Below are 19,716 nucleotides of genomic sequence, written 5' to 3'. Positions count from 1 at the left end.
AATTTGTATGTTTTGCGTGCATTCTATGTTGTCATCACAAATCTTTTCATTTCCAAACTCCTCAACCACGACACCTTGAGTTAAAACGTATGTACGAATGGTTTAAATTTTTTCACCTGGCGGCGGCCATCGTTTGGCTGGGCGGCATGGCCTTGGTCATTTTGGCGCTGCGCCCGGTTGTGATCGCCAGAATGCAACCACCCGAGCGACTGGTCCTGATGTCAGACGTCCTGACCCGATTTTTTGCCATGGTCTGGGTCTCGATTGCCTTGCTTCTGGCCACCGGTTTCTGGATGCTGTCAATGGCCGACTTGAAGCTCGCGCCGAAAGGTTGGCACGCCATGTCGGGGCTGGGGCTGCTGATGTGCCTGATTTTTGCCCCCATCTGGTTTGCACCGTTCCGACGCTTGAAAGCTGCCGTGGCAAACACCGATTGGCCCGCAGCGGGCAAGGCTTTGGGGGAAATTCACCCCATGGTGCTGGCCAATTTTGCTTTGGGCTGGTTAGCGGTTTTGGCGGTCATCGTCTGGCGTTAAGCTAGCAGGCAAAACGGACCTTCTCATGAGCGCTTCCATCACACCACCCGCTGGCATCGACCCGCGTAAAGACACCCTGATCGAATACCCCTCGGTCTTTCCCATCAAGGTCATGGGCGCCATGGTGGACGGCTTTGCCGAGGCCATGTGCCAAGTTGCTTTGCAGTTTGACCCCGGCTTTGACCCCGCCACCATCGAGTTGCGCCCCAGCAAAGGCGGCAACTACCTGGGCGTGACGCTCAGCATCACGGCCACCAGCCGCGAACAACTCGACAACCTCTACCGCGCTCTGACCTCGCACCCGATGGTCAAAATTGTGATGTGAGCATGGACGTTCGGCTTCTTGGGCAGGTGGACTACTTGCCAACCTACGAAGCCATGCAGGCGTTCACGGCCGCTCGCACACCCAGCAGCCCCGATGAACTTTGGATGTGTGAACATCCGCCCGTGTTCACACAAGGTCTGGCAGGCTTGGCTTCGCACTTGTTGGTACCCGGCGACATTCCAGTGGTCCAGACCAACCGGGGTGGACAAGTCACTTTTCATGGCCCTGGCCAAGTCATGGCTTACCCCTTGGTCAACCTGCAGCGCGCCGGGTACTACGTCAAGGAATACGTCTTCAAGCTGGAAGAATCGATCATCCGCACCCTCGCACACTTCGGCGTGACAGGCCACCGGGTGGCGGGTGCGCCCGGCATCTATGTGCGCTTGGACGATCCCTTCAGCCACGCGGCCCTGGTGGGGCCAGCCCCGGCGGCCGACCCGTTCAAGGGCCTGGGCAAAATCAGCGCGCTGGGCATCAAGGTCAGCCGCCACTGCACCTACCACGGTGCGGCCCTGAACGTGGCCATGGACCTTCAACCCTTTGAGCGTATCAACCCCTGTGGCTATGCCGGCTTGAAAACCGTGGACCTTTTTACAATCGGCGTTGAAACCACTTGGGAAGAAGCCGCCCGGGTGCTGGCAGGCCAGCTCGCTGCCCGACTCTGAAACACCGCCCCAATTGACGCACCTGACCCGCCGCCGTGCGGTGACTGAAAGAAACCCATGAGCAACACCCCCACCGAACGCCCCGTGGTCCGCGAAGTCCAGAGCGTGGACAACTATGACCCCATGGCCAAGCAAAAGGCCGCCGCCAAACTCTCGCGCATTCCGGTCAAGGTCGAGCAGGCCGAGGTGCTGAAAAAGCCCGAGTGGATCCGCGTCAAGGCAGGCTCGCCCACCACCCGTTTTTACGAAATCAAAGACGTGCTGCGCGCCAACAAACTGGTGACCGTGTGCGAAGAGGCCAGCTGCCCCAACATCGGTGAGTGTTTTGGCAAGGGCACAGCGACTTTCATGATCATGGGCGACAAATGCACACGGCGCTGCCCGTTTTGTGACGTGGGCCACGGCCGCCCCGACCCTCTGGATGTGAACGAGCCCGACAACTTGGCCAAAACGATTGCGCAACTCAAACTGCAATACGTGGTCATCACCAGCGTGGACCGCGATGACCTGCGCGACGGCGGCGCGGGCCACTTTGTGGAATGCATCCGCAAAACGCGTGAACTCTCGCCCACCACCCAGATCGAAGTGCTGGTGCCGGACTTCCGGGGCCGGGATGACCGCGCCCTCGAGATCCTGAAAGCCGCGCCACCGGATGTGATGAACCACAACATGGAAACCGTACCTCGGCTTTATAAGGAAGCGCGCCCCGGCTCGGACTACCAGTTCTCACTGAACCTGCTGAAAAAATTCAAAGCACTGTTCCCCAATGTGCCCACCAAGAGTGGCCTGATGGTCGGCCTGGGCGAAACCGACGAAGAAATCCTGGAGGTCATGCGCGACATGCGCGCGCACCACATCGAGATGCTGACCATTGGCCAGTACTTGGCCCCCAGCAACAGCCATCTGCCGGTGCGCCGTTACGTGCACCCCGACACCTTCAAGATGTTCGAGGCCAAGGCCTACGAAATGGGATTCAGCCATGCCGCAGTGGGCGCCATGGTCAGATCAAGCTACCACGCGGACCAGCAGGCGCATTCGGCAAGTCTGAGCTTGGCAGAAAAATCCTGACCCAGCCCATCACCCACCCGTTTTGATTCAAGGCCCCCATGACCGATCCCACCCCCTACACCCCGCCCAAAATCTGGACCTGGAACAAGGCCAATGGTGGGCGTTTCGCCAACATCAATCGACCCATCGCCGGCCCCACACACGAGCAGGATCTGCCACGCGGCAAGCATCCTCTGCAGTTGTATTCGCTGGGAACCCCCAACGGCGTGAAAGTCACCGTCATGCTCGAGGAGTTGCTGGCCCTGGGGCATGCGGGTGCCGAATACGACGCTTGGTTGATCCGCATCCAGGAAGGCCAGCAGTTCAGCAGCGGCTTTGTGGATGTCAACCCGAACTCCAAAATCCCGGCACTGCTCGACTGCAGCGGCGAAAAACCGGTGCGGGTGTTCGAGTCGGGGGCGATCTTGCTGTACCTGGCCGAGAAGTTTGGCGCCCTGGTGCCCACCGATCCGGCCCAACGTGCCGAATGCCTGTCATGGCTGTTCTGGCAAATGGGCAGCGCCCCGTACCTGGGCGGTGGCTTTGGGCATTTTTATGCCTATGCGCCATTCAAAATCGAATACGCCATCGACCGATTTGCCATGGAGGTCAAGCGCGAGATGGATGTGCTGAATCGGCGTTTGGCCGAGCGCCGTTTCATTGCCGGCGATGATTACACCATCGCAGACATCGCCATCTGGCCCTGGTATGGCGGCATGGCCAAGGGCACCATGTACGAGGCGGGAGAGTTCTTGCAGGTGCACGAATACGAGCATGTGAACCGCTGGGCCGATGAGTTGGCCAAGCGTCCTGCCGTGCAACGCGGGCGCATGGTCAACCGGGTCATCGGTGCACCCGAGAGCCAACTGCACGAACGCCATGACGCCAGCGATTTCGACACCCGCACGCAGGACAAAATCGCCAAGGCCTGACCCTCAAGGGCCCATGCAACTGGCTGGATCGTCCGAGTCCAGCACTTGACCGGCCCAAAGCGCCAGCTTGGCGGCGTCTGACCGCAGCACCTGGTGCTTGACCGACAAAATCTGCGATGGGTGCATGGAAAAACTGCGCAAACCCAAGCCCAGCAGCAAACGGGTCATGGCCACATCTCCAGCCATTTCTCCGCACACCGACACGTCCTTGCCCTGGCGCTGACACTCGGCAATGGTGTCGGCAATCAGGCGCAAGACAGCCGGGTGAAGCGGGTCGTACAGGTGCGCCACCGATTCGTCGGCCCGGTCAATGGCTAAGGTGTACTGGATCAGGTCATTGGTCCCGATGGACAGGAAATCAAAGTACTTGAGAAACAGCCGCAAGGACAAAGCAGCAGCCGGGATCTCGATCATGGCCCCCAGGTGCACAGGCCCATAAGCCTGGCCTCGGCGGTCCAGCTCGTGGCGGGCCTGTTCGATCAAGCCCATGGTTTGGCGAATTTCACTGCCATGCGCCAGCATGGGAATGAGCAAATTGACTTTGCCGTGGGCAGCGGCTCGCAAGATGGCCCGCAACTGTGTCAAAAACATGGCGGGGTCGGCCAGACTCCATCGAATGGCCCGCAAGCCCAAAGCGGGGTTCAGGTGCGCGGCATCGCGGCGCACCTCATCAATGGGTTTGTCCGCCCCCACGTCGACCGTGCGGATGGTGACCGGCAGGCCATTCATGCCGTCCACCGCACGGCGATAGGCTTGGTATTGCTCCTCCTCGCCTGGCAAATCGCCCTTGCGGCCCATGAACAAAAATTCGCTTCGGAACAAGCCCACGCCCACGGCTCCCGCAGTGATCGCGGCACCGGTGTCTTCGGGCATCTCGATGTTGGCCAGCAATTCGATTTTTTGACCATCGAGCGTGACCGCCGGGGTGTGGCGCAATCGGGCCAGCCGCTCTCGTTCCAGATCCCCCTGGCGTTGCTTGAAACCATAGTCGGCCAGGATGATGGGCGACGGATCGACGATGACCACGCCCGCATCGCCGTCGATGATGACCCAGTCGTCTTGTTTGATCAGCTGGCTGGCGGTGCGGGCACCCACCACAGCAGGAATGTCCAGACTGCGCGCCACAATGGCTGTGTGGGACGTTTTGCCACCCACATCGGTCACAAACCCGGTGAACACACTTTGCTTGAACTGCAGCATGTCGGCAGGCGACAAGTCGTGGGCGATCAAAACCAAGGGCACGTCGGTGTCGCCGAGCTGCAACTCTTGCTGGGGCCGCGCGGGGCGGGTGACCTTGGTCACCAAAGAACCCGTGCCCTTGAGGCTGTGCAACACACGCTCCGCAACCTGCTCCACATCGGCTTTTCTTTCGCGCAGGTACGGGTCATCCATCTCGTCAAACTGCCGGGCAATGATCTCCAGTTGGCTGCTCAGCGCCCATTCGGCGTTGTACAAGCGCTCCTTGATCCACTGCACCACGCTGGTGTTGAGCTCTTCGTCCATCAACAGCATCAGGTGCACATCCAGCAATGCTGCCAATTCGTGTGGGGCATCTTTGGGCATGTCGCGTTGCAAGCGTTGCAACTCGTCGATCACGGCATCGCGGGCTGATCGCATGCGCTCGATCTCGGCAGGCACTTGCTCTGGATTGATGAAGTAGTGCGCCACATCAACGCGGCTGGAAGCCACCAGCACAGCGCGGCCAATGGCAATGCCACGGGCCACCGCCAAACCATGAACACTGAAGGTCATCGCTGGGGCTCCATGGGTCGTTTGGTGGCCAACAACACCTTCACTCGCCTTCGCCAAATTTGTCGGCAATCAGGGCCAGCAGCGCATCGAGTGCCTCTTGCTCACGCTCACCTGCGGTTTCGAGCACCACCTCACTGCCGATACCGGCCGCCAGCATCATCACCCCCATGATGCTTTTGGCATTGATGCGGCGCTCACCCTTGCCCATCCAGACCTCACAGGGAAAACTGCCTGCCAGCTTGGTCAGCTTGGCCGAGGCCCGGGCATGCAGCCCCAATTTATTGCTGATGGTCGTGGTCGCTTGGGGCATGTCTCTTTCCTGTTTGGTTTTGGGGGGCCGTACTGCCCACGGGCATCACGCCTTGCGTGCCGCCAGCGTGCGCACGGTTGGCCAAGGCCTCCAGACTTTCGTGGCGGTAGCAAACACTGCGCAACAACATGGGCAAATTGGCACCGGCCACCAGCCGCGTATGCAGACCGTCATTGAGTTGCTGGGCCACGTTGCAAGGGGTGGCGCCAAAGACATCGCTGAGCAGCAAAACCTCGGGTGTGTTCAAGGCGCCAAGGGCTTCACGCGCCTTGGCCAGGCTGGCTTCTGGCGCGTCGTCTGAACGCACGTCGATCGCCAGGACCCCAGCGGCGCAATCCGGAAAGACGTGCAAAGCACAGTCGCGCAAAGCGCTGGCCAATGGGGCGTGAGCAATGATGAGGATGCCGATCATGAGGCTTGCATTATCAGGGCTGAACCGGCTTTTTCAGCAGGAAGTAAAGCCAAGAGAGCATGGAACAAATGCCAAAACAGGCCAGCGCAGCCTGGTAAGCGGCAGGCTTGCTCAGCCCCATGCCAAGACCGGCATCGACCAACAAACCAATGCCCCACTGCACCACAAAAATGCCGGCGAACACCACCAAGTTGTAGGCTGACAAGGCGCGTCCGGCCAGATGCGAGGGAAATGCCATGCCCACTGCAGGTTGAGCCAACGCCACAAAGGTGCTGGTCACGCAGAACAAGGCCAAGCCGACGGCAGCACCCGCACCCACTGCCGACCCCATCCAGGCCAAAGCGCCAACCGCCAAAAAGCTCAAGGGCAGACCCCAGGCAATCAGGCGCTCAACCGGAATGCCCCGGCGGGCCAGTCCCGGCGTGATCAAACCCCACAACCAAAAACTCACGAGCATGGCCAGATTGATGAGGAACAAGCCTTGGGCCGCTTCGGCCGCTGTCCAGCCCGCCACTTGGGTCATCCACGGACCTGCCCACAGGGTCTGAATGGCCACCATGCCGCCGTAAGTGAAAAAGCCGATCGGCGACATGCGCCAAAAATAAGCGCTGCGCCAGATTTCGCGGTAACTGCCATCGTCGTCGAGCGGCTTTTGCGCTGTGGCTGCCGTGGGCGTGGCTTTTTGCCACAGCGGCACCACCAAGGCAATCAAGAGCATGGCGATGGCGATCATCACGCCCAGCATCACAAACAGCGCACGCCAGCCCCAGATGGGCATGAGCCACTGCACGGGCAAGGTGGCCGCCAGCATCCCCAAAGAGCCGGTCATCAGCATCCAGGAGTTGGTGCGCAGCTGGGTGCTGGCGTCAAACCAGCGCCGGTACCCAGTGAGCGGGGCCATGAGGCAGGCGCTCACGCCCATGCCGCACAACACGCGCGCGGCCAGCAGGCCTTGAAAACTGTCGGCCCAGGCAAAGGCCAGGCAACCGAGCACCGCAAAACTCAAAAAAGCCAAGATGACTTTTTTCGGACCGTGCTGGTCCAACCAGCGCCCCAAAGGCAGCTGAGTCAGCGAAAAGCCCAAAAAGTACCCCCCCGCCAGCAGCCCGAGGTCTTGCGCACTCAGGCTGAATTCGGCGGTCAAGGTGGGCGACAAGGTGGCGGTGATGGCCCGCACCAAGGCCGAGAAGAAGTAGGCCAGCGCAAAGGCCAGAAACACCACCACCGCCATGCGCCGCGGCAAGTGGTCGGGATGCGCCAAAGTGTGATCGTTCAAGGTGGTGGCGCTCATGGCTTGATCCCATCAAACAAAGTGTTGGCCAATTCCAAGGCAATTGTGCGGTCGTAGACCACGGCATGGACCAGCCTGACCCGCTCGCCATCGGCCACCGCACCCCACACAGCGTCCATGTTCACCGGCTCGCCATTGGCGCGCTGGCCCGGGGCTTGCACTCGCACAGACGTCGCCAAAGGCAACTGGCCGGGGCGCTGCCAGGCCTGCTGCTGCCCGACCGTCAAGGGTTGAGAGACGCGGGCGTTGTCCAGGGTGGCTTTTTGCCAGGCGGCCATCACCGCGCTGGCATCGGCCCCCACAGGCAAGGCCGCGCTCATCACCGCCACCATGGCTGTGCCGTTTTCACAGCCCACCACTTGCAAGTCGACAGGCACGCCGCCCAAGGGCACGCTGCGGTTGGTTCGGTCAGGTTTACAGGGCAGTTGGGCCTTGAGCGCACTGCCCTCAAAGGTCACGTCCCGCCAGTTCTGGGCAGGACTGCAAGCGCTCAAAATCAGGGCCCCAAAGAGGCTGGCCACCAAGGCCGAGGAATGGATTCGCATGGGGTGATTATCCTGATCAGCGGCCACATTGGGTTTTGGCGACAATGTGCCCCATGAATTCACTCGACGGCATCCGCGTTCTCGACCTCTCCCGCGTTCTGGCGGGCCCCTGGTGCACCCAGACCTTGGCCGACCTGGGGGCCGATGTCATCAAGATCGAGCGCCCCGGCACGGGCGACGACACCCGCACCTGGGGGCCACCCTTTTTGAAAGATGCCCAGGGTCAGGACAGCGCCGAGGCCGCCTACTACCTGGGTGCCAACCGAAACAAGCGATCGGTGACCTGCGACATTGCCCAGCCCGAAGGCCAAGCCCTGATCCGGGAACTGGTCCGGCACTGCGACGTGTTTGTGGAGAACTTCAAGGTGGGCGACATGGCCCGTTACGGCCTGGACTATGCCAGCCTGAGTGTCTTGAACCCCAAACTGGTCTATTGCAGCGTGACCGGCTTTGGTCAGACCGGCCCTTACCGCGAGCGGGCGGGCTACGACTATGCGGTGCAGGGCATCGGCGGCCTGATGAGCGTGACCGGCGAGCGCGACGACCTGGGCGGCGGCCCACAAAAAGTGGGCGTGGCCGTGGCCGACCTGTTCACCGGCATGTACGCCACGGTGGCCATTTTGGCGGCACTGCGCCACGCTGAGCGCACAGGCGAAGGCCAGCAAGTCGACATGGCCTTGCTCGACACCCAGGTCGCCATGCTGGCCAACCTGGGCTCCAATTACCTGGTCAGCGGCAAAACGCCGGGCCGCGCAGGCAACGCGCACCAAAACATCGTGCCCTACCAGGTGTTCGAGGTCATGGCCGCAGCGGGTTCAGCTCCAGGCAGCCGCGACCACTTGATTCTGGCGGTGGGCAACGACGGGCAGTTTGCCAAATTCTGCGCCGTGGCCGGCTGCTCCGAACTGGCACAGGACCCGCGCTACGCGCAAAACACCCAACGCGTCCGCCACCGTGACACCCTGGTGCCCTTGCTGGAGAGCATCCTGAAAACCCGCACCAAGGCCGACTGGCTGGCGGCCCTCGAAGCCGCCAAGGTGCCCTGCGGGGCGATCAACACCCTGAGCGAGGTCTTTGTGGACCCGCAAATCCAAGCCCGCGGCATGGTGCAGGATTGGCAGCACCCCATCAAACCCGACCTGAAACTGGTGGCCAGCCCCATCAAGATGAGCCGCACCCCTGTACGCCAGGATTTGCCGCCGCCCATGCTGGGACAGCACACCGCTGAAGTTTTGTCTGAAGTGCTGGGCTGGAACGCCGAGCAACTCGGACCCTTGCGCGGCAAAGGAGTGATCTGATGGCCAACTTTTTGCTGGTTCATGGCGCTTGGCACGGGGCTTGGTGTTGGCAGCGGGTGGTGCCGGGCCTGATGGGAGCCGGGCACCGCGTTCATGCCGTCACCCTGACCGGGGTGGGTGAGCGCGCCCATCTGCTGCACCCGGGCATTGATCTTGAAAGTCACATCGCGGACGTGATGGCCGCCATGGACGCCGAAGAAATGGACGACGTGTTGCTGGTGGTGCACTCTTACGCCGGTATGTTGGGCACGGCCGTGGCCGACCGCAGGCCTGAACGTCTGCGCCGCCTGGTGTATCTGGACGCGGTACTGCCCCAACCCGGTGAGAGCTGGAGCAGCACACACGCCAGTGCCACCCGCAATGCCCGCATCGCTGCGGCGCAAGCCGATCCCTTGCATGCTTTCCCTGCCCCCGACCCGTCGGTTTTTGGCCTCAGCGCCGCCGACCATGCTTGGGTGCAAAGACGTCAAACCCCGCATCCGGGCGGGCCTTATACCCAGGTGCTCGACTTCGATCCACAACGTGTGGCCAGTGTGCCTCGCACGTTCATCAACTGCACCTCGCCGCCTTTGGGCACCATCGATGTCAGCCGCCAACGCATGGTCGACCCCAAATTTTGGAACGGGGCCTGGCTGCCGGGCTCACACGTCATGCAGATGCACACCGGTCATGACCCCATGGTCAGTGACCCGAACGGCTTGACCCAGCTTTTGTTGGGATTGGTTTGAGGTCACGCCGCTTCGCTGGGGCAGCCTGCCATTGGCCCTGGTTTCTACGGGCATGGCGTACGCATTAGACTTCCAGTCATGAACACGCCTTTGAACTCTCCTTGGAACCAGCCTTCACAGGCGCGCCGCTTTTTCAATGGTGCCTGTGGACTTGGCCTGTTGCTGGCCCTCATCGGTTGCGCGGGTGAACGTGCGCCAGAGTCTTCTTTTGTCTTGCTCGACGGCAGCACCGTCAGCACTCAACAATTGCAAGGAAAAGTGTCCTTGGTCAATTTCTGGGCCACCAGCTGCACTTCGTGCGTGGCCGAAATGCCTGAATTGATCGCCACCTACAACAAGTTCAAGGACCGGGGCTATGAAACGGTGGCCGTGGCCATGAGCTACGATCCGCCCAGTTACGTGGTCAATTTTGCACAGACCCGTCAGTTGCCCTTCAAAGTGGCGATTGACAACACCGGTGGTGTGGCGCGCGCTTGGGGCGATGTCAAGCTCACGCCCACCACTTTTTTGGTGAACAAGCGTGGACAAGTCGTCAAACGTTTTGTGGGCACGCCTGATTTTGCTGAACTGCATCAGCTGATCGACAAGCTGCTGGCCGAATCCTGATGCGAACATCAGCCGGATCGGTCAGCGGGTCGCACTGACCCGCTTCCGATATCGACTTCGGCTTGGGGTTTGCGCTGCCCTTCAGTCCTTGCGGAAATTGTCGTGGCACGCCTTGCATGAGGCGGCTGCCGGACCAAAAGCCGCCTTCAACGCATCGATGTTGCCCGCTTTGGCAGCCGTATTGAGCTTCACGATTTCGGCTTGCATTTTATCAGCCGCTTCTTTGTACTTGGCAGCTTCTTTCCAGACCTCTGGCTTGGCGCGGGTGTCACCTTTGTCGGTGCCTTCACCAAACGCGGCCCAAGGCAATTTGGCCAATGTGGCGACCACGTCGGCGTTGTCGGCCGCTGCTTTGGCATCGTAGGGTGCACGGCCATTGGCCATGGCACCCAGACGGCCGAAATGGGCGGCCATCACGGTGAAACTGGCCTTGCGGTATTTGATCGCATCTTCCGGTTTGGCAAATTGCGCCTGGGCGGGCAGGCCCATCGCCAGCAGCAACAAAGCACTGGCGCAGCTCATTGTGTATTTCATCTTTGACTCCCATCATGGTTAAAAGGTTAAAAAGATTTATCCTTGTTTCAGTTTCGCATAATTTTCTCTTTCCCGCATCCATGAAAGTGTCCATGTTCACAGTTCGCATTTGGGATCTGCCCACCCGTTTGTTCCACTGGGCCTTGGCTTTTTGTGTGATTGGCTTGGTCATCACGGGCAATGTGGGGGGCAATGCCATGGTTTGGCATTTCCGCTTGGGCTATGCCGTCTTCACTTTGGTGCTTTTCAGGCTGGCCTGGGGGTTTGCGGGCGGGCATTGGTCTCGTTGGTCCCATTTACCTTTGCACCCAAGACAAGCTTTGGCCTACCTCAATGCACGCGCCACCGATCGCCTCCATGCTGGACACAACCCACTGGGCTCGTGGTCCATTGTCGCCATGCTGTTTTTCTTATTGTTGCAAGTGTCTACCGGTCTGATCAGTGACGATGAAATCGCCAATGCGGGGCCTTTGACGGCACTGGTCTCCGGCAGCTGGGTGTCATGGGCCTCCGCTTGGCACAAAAACTGGGGCAAACTGATCATCTTGCTGTTGGTGATCACACACCTGCTGGCCTTGCTGTGGCACCGCTTCAAGAAACATCCACCCTTGGTCCCGGCCATGCTGCATGGTGACAAGATCTTGCCTGCACCGGTCCCTGTCTCTCAAGACCAGCTGCGCCACCGTCTTGGGGCTTTGCTTCTCTTGGGACTGGCGGCCTTGGCCGTCTATGGCCTGTTGTCACTGGGCAGCTGAGTCGCCATTACACTGTGCGTCTGTGGAGGAAGCGCCCCTTGAACCGTTCGTCAGATTCACCTGTCATTGCATTGCTCAGCCCCGTTCAGAGCGCTGATTGGCTCGCCACCCGCAGCATTTTCACGGAGTACGCTTCCAGCTTGACGGTGGATTTGGGGTTTCAGGATTTTGCGCAAGAGCTCGATTCGCTGCCTGGCGAGTACACCCAACCTCGTGGGGCGCTGCTTCTGGCCTGGGTGGACGGCACTGTGGCCGGTTGCTGCGCTTTGCGGCCATTCGATGCCAGCGACTACCCCAATGCTGCCGAAATGAAGCGCCTGTATGTTCGCCCTGCCTACCGAGGTCTGGGGCTGGGTCGATTGTTGACCGAAGGCATTCTGGATGCGGCCCGTGCAGCGGCATACCACTCTGTTTTGCTCGACACCCTGGACGACATGGAGGCGGCGCGCGCACTGTACGAAGATTTGGGCTTTGTCGAAATTCCGCCCTACTACCATAACCCCCATGCAGGGGCACATTACCTCAAGGTGGACATTCTCTGAGGGGGGGCAGCCCACCTGTTCCACTGCTGTTTTCGAACCCATCAAAAAAGGGGCCCAAGGCCCCTTTTTTTTTCGCTGGCGTGCGTTCAGCCCTTGGCTTGAGCCAACAAAGTGCCCGCATCGCTGACTTCGAATTTGCCAGGACCTTCCACGTTCAAGGTGGCGACCTTGCCATCTTTGACGAGCATGGAGTATCGGTTGCTGCGCAAACCCATGCCGCGCGCTGTGAGGTCCAGCGTCAAGCCTGTGGCTTTGCTGAAGTCGCCACTGCCGTCGCCCAGCATGCGCACTTTGGCTCCGGTTTTTTGGTCGCGCGCCCATGCACCCATCACGAATGCGTCGTTCACGCTCACGCACCAGATTTCGTCCACGCCCGCCGCTTTCAAGGCATCGTGGTTTTCCACATAACCTGGGACATGTTTGGCCGAGCAGGTGGGCGTGAAAGCCCCAGGCAAGGCAAACAGGGCGATGGTTTTTCCTGCTGTGGCTTTGGCCACGTCGACCGGGTTGGGGCCAATGCTGCAACCGTTGCCTTCCACTTCGACGTATTCCATCAGTGTGGCTGCGGGCAATGTGTCTCCGACTTTGATCATGTTGTGCTCCTTGTTGTGTTGTGGCGATATTGCCGGGGTAAAAAAAAACGACCCACCATTGTGGGTCGTTTTCAAAAAGTTTGCAGCAGTTGGCCGGATGGGCTTAAACGGCAGCAGCTTTCTGAACCAGGCGCGTAGCGACCCAGTTTTTGGTCTTCGAAATCGGACGGCTTTCCGTGATTTCGATGGTGTCGCCCAGGTGGTACTCACCTGTCTCGTCGTGTGCGTGGTACTTGCTCGACTTGGCCACGATCTTGCCGTAGAGGGCGTGTTTCACACGACGCTCGACCAGCACGGTCACGGTTTTGGCGCGCTTGTCGCTGACCACCTTGCCAATCAAGGTGCGCTTGAGGGATGTTTTAGCTTCCGTCATGGTCACTCCTTACTTGGCGGCTTGCTTTTGGGCAAGGATGGTTTTGGCACGGGCGATGGAACGGCGAGTCTGGCTCAGCGTCCCGGTGTTGCCGAGTTGTTGCGTGGCTTTTTGCATACGAAGGCCAAAGTGGGCTTTTTGCAGCGCTTTGATTTCGTCTTTCACACCAGCAACGTCTTTTTGGCGCAATTCAGCAGCGTTCATTTCTTATTTCTCCTGAATTATTGGCCAATCATGCGGGCCACAAAAGTGGTACGCAGGGGCAACTTGGCAGCGGCCAATTTGAAGGCTTCACGGGCCAACTCTTCAGGCACACCCACGATTTCGTAGAGCACCTTACCGGGCTGGATCTCAGCCACATAGTATTCGGGGTTACCTTTACCGTTACCCATACGCACTTCAGCAGGCTTGGTGGAAATCGGTTTGTCAGGGAACACACGAATCCAGATGCGGCCACCACGTTTGACGTGACGGGAAATCGCACGGCGTGCGGCTTCGATCTGGCGGGCCGTCAAACGGCCGCGGTCTGTGGACTTCAGGCCGAAGTCACCGAACGCCACCGTGTTGCCACGGGTAGCGACGCCGGTGTTGCGGCCTTTCTGTTCCTTGCGGAACTTTCTGCGAGCAGGTTGCAGCATGTAATTACTCCTTATTGACCGTCAGCTGCTGCAGCTGGCGCGGCGACTGTGCGTACGCGCTTAACGGCGGGTTTGGAATCACCACCCGCGCCGGCAGGCTTGTCGCTGCCGTCGGTGGGTGCTGTGTTGGTGCCAGCGGGACGACGTGGGCCGCCACGGCGATCGCCTGCGGGGCGCTCACCAGGACGTGCATCACGGCGTGGGCCACGCGGACGGCGCTCTTCTTCGGAACGGGGCTCAGCCAAAGCTGGCGCATCGTTGCGACCCAAAGTGTCACCCTTGTAGACCCAGACCTTGACGCCGATGACGCCATATGTGGTCTTGGCTTCAGAAGTCGCGTAATCGATGTCAGCGCGCAGGGTGTGCAATGGCACACGGCCTTCACGGTACCACTCGGTACGGGCAATTTCGATGCCGTTCAAGCGGCCAGCCGACATGATCTTGATGCCTTGGGCACCCAGACGCATGGCGTTTTGCATGGCACGCTTCATGGCGCGGCGGAACATGATCCGCTTTTCGAGCTGCTGCGTGATGCTGTCAGCGATCAGTTGGGCATCGATTTCAGGCTTGCGCACTTCTTCGATGTTCACAGCCACTGGCACACCCAGACGAAGAGCGAGTTCCTTCTTGAGCAACTCGATGTCTTCACCTTTCTTGCCGATCACCACGCCTGGACGAGCCGAGAAAATGGTGATGCGGGCGCTCTTGGCTGGACGCTCGATCAGCACGCGGGAAACCGCAGCGTTCTTGAGCTTGGCCTTGAGGTACTCACGCACCTTAATGTCTTCGGCCAGCATGCCGGCGAAGTCTTTGTTGCTGGCGTACCAACGGCTGGACCAGTTACGGCTCACGGCCAAACGGAAGCCGGTAGGATGGATTTTTTGTCCCATGTTTCTTCCTGGCTTAGTTGCCAACCGTCACATACACGTGGCATGTGGGCTTGCTGATGCGGTTGCCACGGCCTTTGGCGCGGGCGGTGAAACGCTTGAGCGTGGTGCCTTGTTCGACGTAGATGGTTTTCACCTTCAACTCGTCGATGTCGGCACCGTCGTTGTGCTCAGCGTTGGCGATGGCGGACTCCAAAACCTTCTTGACGATGCCCGCAGCTTTTTTCTGCGTGAAAGTCAGGATGTTCAGAGCTTGATCCACTTTTTTACCGCGAATCAAATCGGCGACCAGGCGGCCTTTATCGACCGACAAACGGACGCCCCGGAGGACTGCACGTGTTTCCATGGTCTTTCCTTATTTCTTCTGGACTTTTTTGTCCGCAGGGTGACCCTTGAATGTCCGGGTCAATGCGAATTCGCCCAATTTGTGGCCAACCATTTGGTCGGTCACATAAACAGGAACGTGTTGCTTGCCGTTGTGAACGGCGATGGTCAGACCGATGAAATCGGGCAGAACCATGGAGCGACGCGACCATGTCTTGACGGGCTTTTTGTCTTTGGTGGCAACGGCTTTTTCAACCTTGGCCAACAAGTGGTGGTCAACGAATGGACCCTTTTTGAGAGAGCGTGTCATTGTCTAACCCTTACTTCTTGCGACGCGACACGATCATGACCTGTGTGCGCTTGTTGTTACGGGTACGGTAGCCCTTGGTGAGGTTGCCCCACGGGTCTACTGCATGACGGCCTTCGCCGGTACGGCCTTCGCCACCACCGTGCGGGTGGTCCACCGGGTTCATGGCCACGCCACGAACGGTTGGGCGGATACCCATCCAACGTTTGACACCGGCCTTACCCAATTGGCGCAGGCTGTGCTCTTCGTTGGCGACTTCACCAATGGTTGCACGGCATTCGATGTGGATCTTGCGAACTTCACCGGAGCGCATACGCACTTGAGCGTAGATGCCTTCACGAGCCAGCAAAGTGGCCGAAGCACCTGCCGAGCGAGCGATTTGTGCACCAGCACCGGGCTTGAGCTCGATGCAATGGATGGTCGAACCCACGGGGATGTTGCGGATAGGCAAAGTGTTGCCAGCACGGATAGGCGCTTCTGGGCCCGACATCAGGGTTGCACCGGTTTCAATGCCACGGGGGGCAATGATGTAACGGCGCTCGCCATCGGCGTAGCACAGCAAAGCAATGTGCGCAGTACGGTTGGGGTCGTACTCAATGCGCTCGACTTTCGCCGGAATCGCATCTTTGTTGCGCTTGAAATCGACCACGCGGTAGTGGTGCTTGTGACCACCGCCTTTGTGGCGAGTTGTGATGTGACCGTTGTTGTTACGGCCCGACTTCTGGTGCTGGGGTTCCAGCAACGGCGCGTAGCCCTCACCTTTGTGCAGGTGGTCACGGGTGACCTTCACCACGCCACGACGGCCTGGGGATGTCGGTTTGATCTTGATGACAGCCATGATTACGCAGCCTCCCCGGACAGGTTCAGCTCTTGACCTGGTTGCAGCGTGACATAAGCCTTGCGAACGTTGTCGCGGCGGCCAATGGTCTTGCCAAAACGCTTGGTCTTGCCCTTGGTATTCACCACAGAGACGCCTTTGACCTCGACCTTGAACATCAATTCCACAGCGGCTTTGATTTCAGGCTTGGTTGCGTCCTGCAGCACTTTGAATGTCACAGCGTTGGATTTTTCTGCAACCATGGTGGCCTTTTCGGACACGATGGGGGCAACCAGCACGGACATCAGACGACCTTCGTCAAACTTCACGGCGCTCATGCAAACATCTCCTTGAGTTTGTCCATGGCGCCTTTGGTCACGAGGACTTTCTTGAAGTTCACCAAAGACACGGGATCGGCGTAACGTGGCTCAACAATCAGGATGTTGATCAGGTTGCGCGATGCCAAGTACAGGTTTTCGTCGACTTCGTCAGCGATCACCAGCACATTGTCGAGACTCATGGCCTTGAACTTGGCAGCGAGCTGCTTTGTTTTAGGTGTCTCAACCTTGAAGGAATCCACCACAGCCAAACGGCCTTCGCGGGCCAACTGCGAGAAGATCGAAGCCATACCAGCGCGGTACATTTTCTTGTTGATCTTCTGGGTGAAGTTTTCGTCGGGCATGTTCGGGAAAATCCGACCACCGCCACGCCACAAAGGCGAGGAAGTCATACCAGCACGAGCGCGACCGGTGCCTTTTTGTTTGAAAGGCTTCTTGGTAGAGTGGTGAACTTGTTCACGGTCCTTTTGAGCGCGGGTGCCTTGACGGGCATTGGCCTGATAAGCCACCACGATCTGGTGGATCAGGGCTTCGTTGTATTCACGACCGAACACAGTCTCGGGCGCATCCACTTTGGAGGCGGCTTGACCTTGGTCGTTCAGGAGTTCGAGCTGCATCAGTTCGCTCCTTTGACTTTGATGGCGGGACGCACGGTCACGAAACCACCCTTAGAACCAGGGATGGCACCTTTGATCATCAACAGGCCACGGGCTTCGTCAACGCGGATGACGGCCAGGTTCTGGGTGGTGCAAGTCACATCACCGAGGTGACCCGACATTTTCTTGCCAGGGAACACACGGCCAGGATCCTGCGCCATCGAAATCGAACCGGGCACATTGTGCGAACGGCTGTTACCGTGCGATGCGCGCTGCGATTTGAAGTTGTGACGCTTGATCGTGCCGGTGAAGCCTTTACCGATGGAGGTGCCTTGCACGTCCACTTTCTGGCCCACAGCAAACACAGCAGCCACGGGCACAGTCGCGCCAGCGGCGTACTGGGCGGCCGTGTCGGCGGTCACGCGGAATTCTTGAATGATTTCACCGGCTTCAACACCGGCTTTGGCCAGGTGACCAGCGATGGGCTTGGTCACGCGCGATGCCTTGCGGGCACCAAATGTCACCTGCAAAGCGACATAGCCATCGTTCTCTTGGGTTTTGACCTGGGATACACGGTTGTTGGACACATCCAGCACTGTGACAGGAACGGAATCCCCATCATCAGTGAACAGACGCATCATGCCCACCTTGCGACCCAGCAACCCGAGGGAGTTGCTCAGACTCATTGTTTTCTCCAAAACTTTCACCGAGGCCACTTCAATTGGCAGCCTCGTTTGGTGTGTGAAAGACTGTTAATAAATCTCACCCCAAAAGAGGTGAGCCTGAAATTATAGCCCGACTCGCCATTTCTGGCAAATCAGGTTTGTTTCAAGTGTTTGGATGGCTTTTCAGCCACCCCAAACTGCATCACTGCAGCTTGATTTCGACGTCCACGCCTGCGGGCAGGTCGAGTTTCATCAGGGCGTCCACAGTTTTGTCTGTGGGGTCCACGATGTCCATCAAACGCTGGTGCGTGCGGATTTCCAACTGGTCACGGCTGGTCTTGTTGACGTGCGGCGAGCGCAGGATGTCAAAACGCTTCATGCGGGTTGGCAAAGGCACGGGGCCCTTGACAATCGCGCCGGTGCGCTTGGCGGTGTCAACGATCTCGGCAGCGGACTGGTCGATCAATTTGTAGTCAAACGCTTTCAGGCGAATGCGGATTTTTTGCTTGGATGACATGTCAATTCCTTGTGGTGAGTGTTCTGCTTGCTGCAGCGCAAAGGCTTGGCCTTTGCGCCACCGATCCACAAAGAATTAAGCAATGATCTTGGCCACGACGCCAGCGCCAACGGTGCGGCCGCCTTCGCGGATGGCGAAGCGCAAGCCCTCTTCCATCGCAATGGGGTTAATCAACTTCACAGTGATCGACACGTTGTCACCCGGCATCACCATCTCTTTGCCTTCTGGCAATTCGATCGCGCCTGTCACGTCCGTCGTACGGAAGTAGAACTGAGGACGGTAGTTGTTGAAGAAAGGCGTGTGACGGCCACCTTCGTCTTTGGACAAGACATAGATCTCGCCCGTGAAGTGGGTGTGCGGCTTGATCGAGCCGGGCTTGCACAGCACTTGGCCGCGCTCGACGTCTTCGCGCTTGGTGCCGCGCAGCAAGATACCGACGTTGTCGCCCGCTTGACCTTGGTCCAGCAGCTTGCGGAACATCTCAACGCCTGTGCAAGTGGTCTTGACCGTGTCTTTGATGCCCACGATTTCGATTTCTTCGCCGACTTTGACGATACCGCGCTCGATACGGCCAGTCACCACAGTGCCGCGACCGGAGATGGAGAACACGTCTTCCACGGGCATCAGGAATGCGCCGTCCACTGCGCGGTCAGGCGTAGGGATGTAAGTGTCCAGCGCTTCAGCCAGCTTCATGATGGCTTGCTCGCCCAAAGGACCCTTGTCGCCTTCCAGCGCCAGCTTGGCAGAGCCTTGCACGATGGGTGTGTCGTCGCCTGGGAAGTCGTACTTAGACAACAACTCGCGCACTTCCATCTCGACCAGCTCCAACAACTCGGCGTCGTCGACCATGTCGCACTTGTTCAGGAACACGATGATGTAAGGCACGCCCACCTGACGGGCCAACAGGATGTGCTCACGGGTCTGAGGCATAGGGCCGTCAGCAGCGGAGCACACCAAAATAGCGCCGTCCATCTGGGCCGCACCAGTGATCATGTTCTTCACATAGTCAGCGTGACCCGGGCAGTCCACGTGCGCGTAGTGACGGTTTTCGGTCTCGTACTCGACGTGCGCGGTGTTGATCGTGATACCACGGGCTTTTTCTTCGGGCGCCGCGTCGATCTGGTCGTACGCTTTGGCAGCACCGCCGAACTTGGCAGCCAACACGGTGGTGATGGCGGCAGTCAGGGTGGTTTTGCCGTGGTCAACGTGACCGATGGTGCCCACGTTGACGTGGGGTTTGGTCCGTTCGAATTTTTCTTTAGCCATTTTTCAATCCTTAAAAAGAGCAATGCCCGTGTGTTGGTTTAATGTTTGCATCAGGTTGCTTGATCATTCCGCACGGGCACAGAGTGGCACTTGATCGCAGACAGTTCTTTAATTAGA

General features: G+C 59.1%; 29 protein-coding genes. 10 read left to right on the top strand and 19 right to left on the bottom strand.

Annotation, left to right across the window (positions count from 1 at the left end; translation table 11 throughout):
• Positions 1–89 precede the first annotated feature (89 nt).
• The 5 genes from LHAB_RS05290 to yghU are packed head-to-tail and all read left to right on the top strand — an operon-like array spanning position 90 to position 3,505.
• Positions 90–536 carry a CopD family protein gene (locus tag LHAB_RS05290; RefSeq protein ID WP_090044344.1) on the top strand — a complete coding sequence of 149 codons (447 nt, stop codon included), beginning with the start codon at positions 90–92 and terminating at the stop codon, positions 534–536.
• A 25-nt stretch (positions 537–561) separates the two neighbouring features.
• Positions 562–861 (top strand): DUF493 family protein, encoded by a 300-nt coding sequence (locus LHAB_RS05285; RefSeq protein WP_090044342.1) that lies wholly within the window; start codon positions 562–564, stop codon positions 859–861.
• A gap of 2 nt (positions 862–863) precedes the next feature.
• Complete coding sequence (lipB, locus tag LHAB_RS05280) at positions 864–1,526, top strand: lipoyl(octanoyl) transferase LipB (protein WP_194943103.1); 663 nt, start codon at positions 864–866, stop codon at positions 1,524–1,526.
• Between the two features lie 57 nt (positions 1,527–1,583).
• Positions 1,584–2,594 (top strand): lipoyl synthase, encoded by a 1,011-nt coding sequence (gene lipA, locus LHAB_RS05275; RefSeq protein ID WP_090044336.1) that lies wholly within the window; start codon positions 1,584–1,586, stop codon positions 2,592–2,594.
• 38 nt (positions 2,595–2,632) lie between these two features.
• A complete protein-coding gene (gene yghU, locus LHAB_RS05270) occupies positions 2,633–3,505 on the top strand; it encodes a glutathione-dependent disulfide-bond oxidoreductase (protein ID WP_090044334.1) in 873 nt (290 codons plus the stop codon).
• Between the two features lie 3 nt (positions 3,506–3,508).
• Here the strand turns inward: yghU and ptsP are convergent, their stop codons facing one another.
• The 5 genes from ptsP to LHAB_RS05245 are packed head-to-tail and all read right to left on the bottom strand — an operon-like array spanning position 3,509 to position 7,815.
• Complete coding sequence (gene ptsP / locus LHAB_RS05265) at positions 3,509–5,257, bottom strand: phosphoenolpyruvate--protein phosphotransferase (RefSeq protein WP_090044332.1); 1,749 nt, start codon at positions 5,255–5,257, stop codon at positions 3,509–3,511.
• Between the two features lie 40 nt (positions 5,258–5,297).
• Entirely contained in the window at positions 5,298–5,567 is a 270-nt protein-coding gene (locus tag LHAB_RS05260) for an HPr family phosphocarrier protein (RefSeq protein WP_090044329.1), read from the bottom strand.
• Positions 5,536–5,979 carry a PTS sugar transporter subunit IIA gene (locus LHAB_RS05255; protein WP_090044327.1) on the bottom strand — a complete coding sequence of 148 codons (444 nt, stop codon included), beginning with the start codon at positions 5,977–5,979 and terminating at the stop codon, positions 5,536–5,538. Before LHAB_RS05255 ends, LHAB_RS05260 begins: the two co-directional genes overlap by 32 nt.
• 13 nt (positions 5,980–5,992) lie before the next feature.
• Complete coding sequence (locus tag LHAB_RS05250) at positions 5,993–7,270, bottom strand: MFS transporter (RefSeq protein WP_090044325.1); 1,278 nt, start codon at positions 7,268–7,270, stop codon at positions 5,993–5,995.
• On the bottom strand, positions 7,267–7,815 hold the full coding sequence (locus tag LHAB_RS05245) for a hypothetical protein (protein ID WP_090044323.1): 549 nt from the start codon (positions 7,813–7,815) through the stop codon (positions 7,267–7,269). Before LHAB_RS05245 ends, LHAB_RS05250 begins: the two co-directional genes overlap by 4 nt.
• A 53-nt stretch (positions 7,816–7,868) precedes the next feature.
• Between LHAB_RS05245 and LHAB_RS05240 the strand changes: the two genes are divergently transcribed.
• The 3 genes from LHAB_RS05240 (at position 7,869) to LHAB_RS05230 (ending at position 10,447) form a co-directional block, all read left to right on the top strand.
• Entirely contained in the window at positions 7,869–9,113 is a 1,245-nt protein-coding gene (locus tag LHAB_RS05240) for a CaiB/BaiF CoA transferase family protein (protein ID WP_090044321.1), read from the top strand.
• Positions 9,113–9,841, top strand: coding sequence for an alpha/beta fold hydrolase (locus LHAB_RS05235; RefSeq protein WP_090044318.1), 729 nt, complete (start codon positions 9,113–9,115; stop codon positions 9,839–9,841). The genes LHAB_RS05240 and LHAB_RS05235 overlap by 1 nt, the downstream gene beginning before the upstream one ends.
• A 78-nt stretch (positions 9,842–9,919) precedes the next feature.
• Positions 9,920–10,447, top strand: coding sequence for a TlpA disulfide reductase family protein (locus LHAB_RS05230; protein ID WP_090044315.1), 528 nt, complete (start codon positions 9,920–9,922; stop codon positions 10,445–10,447).
• 81 nt (positions 10,448–10,528) lie between these two features.
• Here the strand turns inward: LHAB_RS05230 and LHAB_RS05225 are convergent, their stop codons facing one another.
• Positions 10,529–10,981 (bottom strand): c-type cytochrome, encoded by a 453-nt coding sequence (locus tag LHAB_RS05225; protein WP_090044312.1) that lies wholly within the window; start codon positions 10,979–10,981, stop codon positions 10,529–10,531.
• A 92-nt stretch (positions 10,982–11,073) separates the two neighbouring features.
• Here LHAB_RS05225 and LHAB_RS05220 point away from each other — a divergent pair, with 92 nt between their 5' ends.
• Positions 11,074–11,736: a cytochrome b/b6 domain-containing protein gene (locus LHAB_RS05220; RefSeq protein WP_090047702.1), complete on the top strand. Its 663-nt coding sequence runs from the start codon at positions 11,074–11,076 to the stop codon at positions 11,734–11,736.
• A 38-nt stretch (positions 11,737–11,774) separates the two neighbouring features.
• Positions 11,775–12,278, top strand: a complete 504-nt coding sequence (locus tag LHAB_RS05215) for a GNAT family N-acetyltransferase (protein WP_090044310.1) — start codon at positions 11,775–11,777, stop codon at positions 12,276–12,278.
• An 86-nt stretch (positions 12,279–12,364) separates the two neighbouring features.
• Here LHAB_RS05215 and LHAB_RS05210 read toward each other — a convergent pair whose 3' ends face one another.
• From LHAB_RS05210 to tuf, 13 genes are all read right to left on the bottom strand, one after another.
• Entirely contained in the window at positions 12,365–12,871 is a 507-nt protein-coding gene (locus LHAB_RS05210; protein WP_090044307.1) for a peroxiredoxin, read from the bottom strand.
• A gap of 103 nt (positions 12,872–12,974) precedes the next feature.
• Positions 12,975–13,244, bottom strand: coding sequence for a 30S ribosomal protein S17 (gene rpsQ / locus LHAB_RS05205; RefSeq protein ID WP_090044304.1), 270 nt, complete (start codon positions 13,242–13,244; stop codon positions 12,975–12,977).
• Between the two features lie 9 nt (positions 13,245–13,253).
• A complete protein-coding gene (rpmC, locus tag LHAB_RS05200) occupies positions 13,254–13,448 on the bottom strand; it encodes a 50S ribosomal protein L29 (RefSeq protein ID WP_090044301.1) in 195 nt (64 codons plus the stop codon).
• A gap of 17 nt (positions 13,449–13,465) precedes the next feature.
• Positions 13,466–13,882, bottom strand: a complete 417-nt coding sequence (gene rplP, locus LHAB_RS05195; protein WP_019426900.1) for a 50S ribosomal protein L16 — start codon at positions 13,880–13,882, stop codon at positions 13,466–13,468.
• Positions 13,883–13,893: 11 nt separating this feature from the next.
• On the bottom strand, positions 13,894–14,772 hold the full coding sequence (gene rpsC, locus LHAB_RS05190) for a 30S ribosomal protein S3 (protein ID WP_090044298.1): 879 nt from the start codon (positions 14,770–14,772) through the stop codon (positions 13,894–13,896).
• 13 nt (positions 14,773–14,785) lie between these two features.
• Positions 14,786–15,115 (bottom strand): 50S ribosomal protein L22, encoded by a 330-nt coding sequence (gene rplV, locus LHAB_RS05185; protein WP_019426902.1) that lies wholly within the window; start codon positions 15,113–15,115, stop codon positions 14,786–14,788.
• Between the two features lie 9 nt (positions 15,116–15,124).
• Entirely contained in the window at positions 15,125–15,403 is a 279-nt protein-coding gene (gene rpsS / locus LHAB_RS05180; RefSeq protein ID WP_007847809.1) for a 30S ribosomal protein S19, read from the bottom strand.
• A gap of 10 nt (positions 15,404–15,413) precedes the next feature.
• The gene (gene rplB, locus LHAB_RS05175; RefSeq protein WP_090044295.1) at positions 15,414–16,238 is read right to left on the bottom strand and encodes a 50S ribosomal protein L2; all 825 of its coding nucleotides are present in this window, start codon (positions 16,236–16,238) and stop codon (positions 15,414–15,416) included.
• 2 nt (positions 16,239–16,240) lie between these two features.
• Positions 16,241–16,555 (bottom strand): 50S ribosomal protein L23, encoded by a 315-nt coding sequence (gene rplW / locus LHAB_RS05170; protein ID WP_053172819.1) that lies wholly within the window; start codon positions 16,553–16,555, stop codon positions 16,241–16,243.
• Positions 16,552–17,172: a 50S ribosomal protein L4 gene (rplD, locus tag LHAB_RS05165; RefSeq protein WP_019426906.1), complete on the bottom strand. Its 621-nt coding sequence runs from the start codon at positions 17,170–17,172 to the stop codon at positions 16,552–16,554. Before rplD ends, rplW begins: the two co-directional genes overlap by 4 nt.
• Positions 17,172–17,837 (bottom strand): 50S ribosomal protein L3, encoded by a 666-nt coding sequence (gene rplC / locus LHAB_RS05160; protein WP_090044293.1) that lies wholly within the window; start codon positions 17,835–17,837, stop codon positions 17,172–17,174. Before rplC ends, rplD begins: the two co-directional genes overlap by 1 nt.
• 181 nt (positions 17,838–18,018) lie before the next feature.
• The gene (gene rpsJ / locus LHAB_RS05155) at positions 18,019–18,333 is read right to left on the bottom strand and encodes a 30S ribosomal protein S10 (RefSeq protein ID WP_019426908.1); all 315 of its coding nucleotides are present in this window, start codon (positions 18,331–18,333) and stop codon (positions 18,019–18,021) included.
• Between the two features lie 75 nt (positions 18,334–18,408).
• Positions 18,409–19,599, bottom strand: coding sequence for an elongation factor Tu (gene tuf / locus LHAB_RS05150; protein WP_053172486.1), 1,191 nt, complete (start codon positions 19,597–19,599; stop codon positions 18,409–18,411).
• Positions 19,600–19,716: the final 117 nt, after the last annotated feature.

The organism is Limnohabitans sp. 2KL-27, from assembly GCF_001269345.1.
Taxonomy (GTDB): Bacteria; Pseudomonadota; Gammaproteobacteria; order Burkholderiales; family Burkholderiaceae_C; genus Limnohabitans_A.
Note: the sequence above shows the minus strand (reverse complement) of the source record. Positions and strands in the feature narration are given on the sequence as shown.

Coding starts and splice junctions, on each gene's coding strand:
- LHAB_RS05290 (WP_090044344.1), top strand. CDS start 90: ATGTACGAATGGTTTAAATTTTTTCACCTGGCGGCGGCCATCGTTTGG.
- LHAB_RS05285 (WP_090044342.1), top strand. CDS start 562: ATGAGCGCTTCCATCACACCACCCGCTGGCATCGACCCGCGTAAAGAC.
- lipB (WP_194943103.1), top strand. CDS start 864: ATGGACGTTCGGCTTCTTGGGCAGGTGGACTACTTGCCAACCTACGAA.
- lipA (WP_090044336.1), top strand. CDS start 1,584: ATGAGCAACACCCCCACCGAACGCCCCGTGGTCCGCGAAGTCCAGAGC.
- yghU (WP_090044334.1), top strand. CDS start 2,633: ATGACCGATCCCACCCCCTACACCCCGCCCAAAATCTGGACCTGGAAC.
- ptsP (WP_090044332.1), bottom strand. CDS start 5,257: ATGACCTTCAGTGTTCATGGTTTGGCGGTGGCCCGTGGCATTGCCATT.
- LHAB_RS05260 (WP_090044329.1), bottom strand. CDS start 5,567: ATGCCCCAAGCGACCACGACCATCAGCAATAAATTGGGGCTGCATGCC.
- LHAB_RS05255 (WP_090044327.1), bottom strand. CDS start 5,979: ATGATCGGCATCCTCATCATTGCTCACGCCCCATTGGCCAGCGCTTTG.
- LHAB_RS05250 (WP_090044325.1), bottom strand. CDS start 7,270: ATGAGCGCCACCACCTTGAACGATCACACTTTGGCGCATCCCGACCAC.
- LHAB_RS05245 (WP_090044323.1), bottom strand. CDS start 7,815: ATGCGAATCCATTCCTCGGCCTTGGTGGCCAGCCTCTTTGGGGCCCTG.
- LHAB_RS05240 (WP_090044321.1), top strand. CDS start 7,869: ATGAATTCACTCGACGGCATCCGCGTTCTCGACCTCTCCCGCGTTCTG.
- LHAB_RS05235 (WP_090044318.1), top strand. CDS start 9,113: ATGGCCAACTTTTTGCTGGTTCATGGCGCTTGGCACGGGGCTTGGTGT.
- LHAB_RS05230 (WP_090044315.1), top strand. CDS start 9,920: ATGAACACGCCTTTGAACTCTCCTTGGAACCAGCCTTCACAGGCGCGC.
- LHAB_RS05225 (WP_090044312.1), bottom strand. CDS start 10,981: ATGAAATACACAATGAGCTGCGCCAGTGCTTTGTTGCTGCTGGCGATG.
- LHAB_RS05220 (WP_090047702.1), top strand. CDS start 11,074: ATGTTCACAGTTCGCATTTGGGATCTGCCCACCCGTTTGTTCCACTGG.
- LHAB_RS05210 (WP_090044307.1), bottom strand. CDS start 12,871: ATGATCAAAGTCGGAGACACATTGCCCGCAGCCACACTGATGGAATAC.
- rpsQ (WP_090044304.1), bottom strand. CDS start 13,244: ATGACGGAAGCTAAAACATCCCTCAAGCGCACCTTGATTGGCAAGGTG.
- rpmC (WP_090044301.1), bottom strand. CDS start 13,448: ATGAACGCTGCTGAATTGCGCCAAAAAGACGTTGCTGGTGTGAAAGAC.
- rplP (WP_019426900.1), bottom strand. CDS start 13,882: ATGCTGCAACCTGCTCGCAGAAAGTTCCGCAAGGAACAGAAAGGCCGC.
- rpsC (WP_090044298.1), bottom strand. CDS start 14,772: ATGGGACAAAAAATCCATCCTACCGGCTTCCGTTTGGCCGTGAGCCGT.
- rplV (WP_019426902.1), bottom strand. CDS start 15,115: ATGGAAACACGTGCAGTCCTCCGGGGCGTCCGTTTGTCGGTCGATAAA.
- rpsS (WP_007847809.1), bottom strand. CDS start 15,403: ATGACACGCTCTCTCAAAAAGGGTCCATTCGTTGACCACCACTTGTTG.
- rplB (WP_090044295.1), bottom strand. CDS start 16,238: ATGGCTGTCATCAAGATCAAACCGACATCCCCAGGCCGTCGTGGCGTG.
- rplW (WP_053172819.1), bottom strand. CDS start 16,555: ATGAGCGCCGTGAAGTTTGACGAAGGTCGTCTGATGTCCGTGCTGGTT.
- rplD (WP_019426906.1), bottom strand. CDS start 17,172: ATGCAGCTCGAACTCCTGAACGACCAAGGTCAAGCCGCCTCCAAAGTG.
- rplC (WP_090044293.1), bottom strand. CDS start 17,837: ATGAGTCTGAGCAACTCCCTCGGGTTGCTGGGTCGCAAGGTGGGCATG.
- rpsJ (WP_019426908.1), bottom strand. CDS start 18,333: ATGTCATCCAAGCAAAAAATCCGCATTCGCCTGAAAGCGTTTGACTAC.
- tuf (WP_053172486.1), bottom strand. CDS start 19,599: ATGGCTAAAGAAAAATTCGAACGGACCAAACCCCACGTCAACGTGGGC.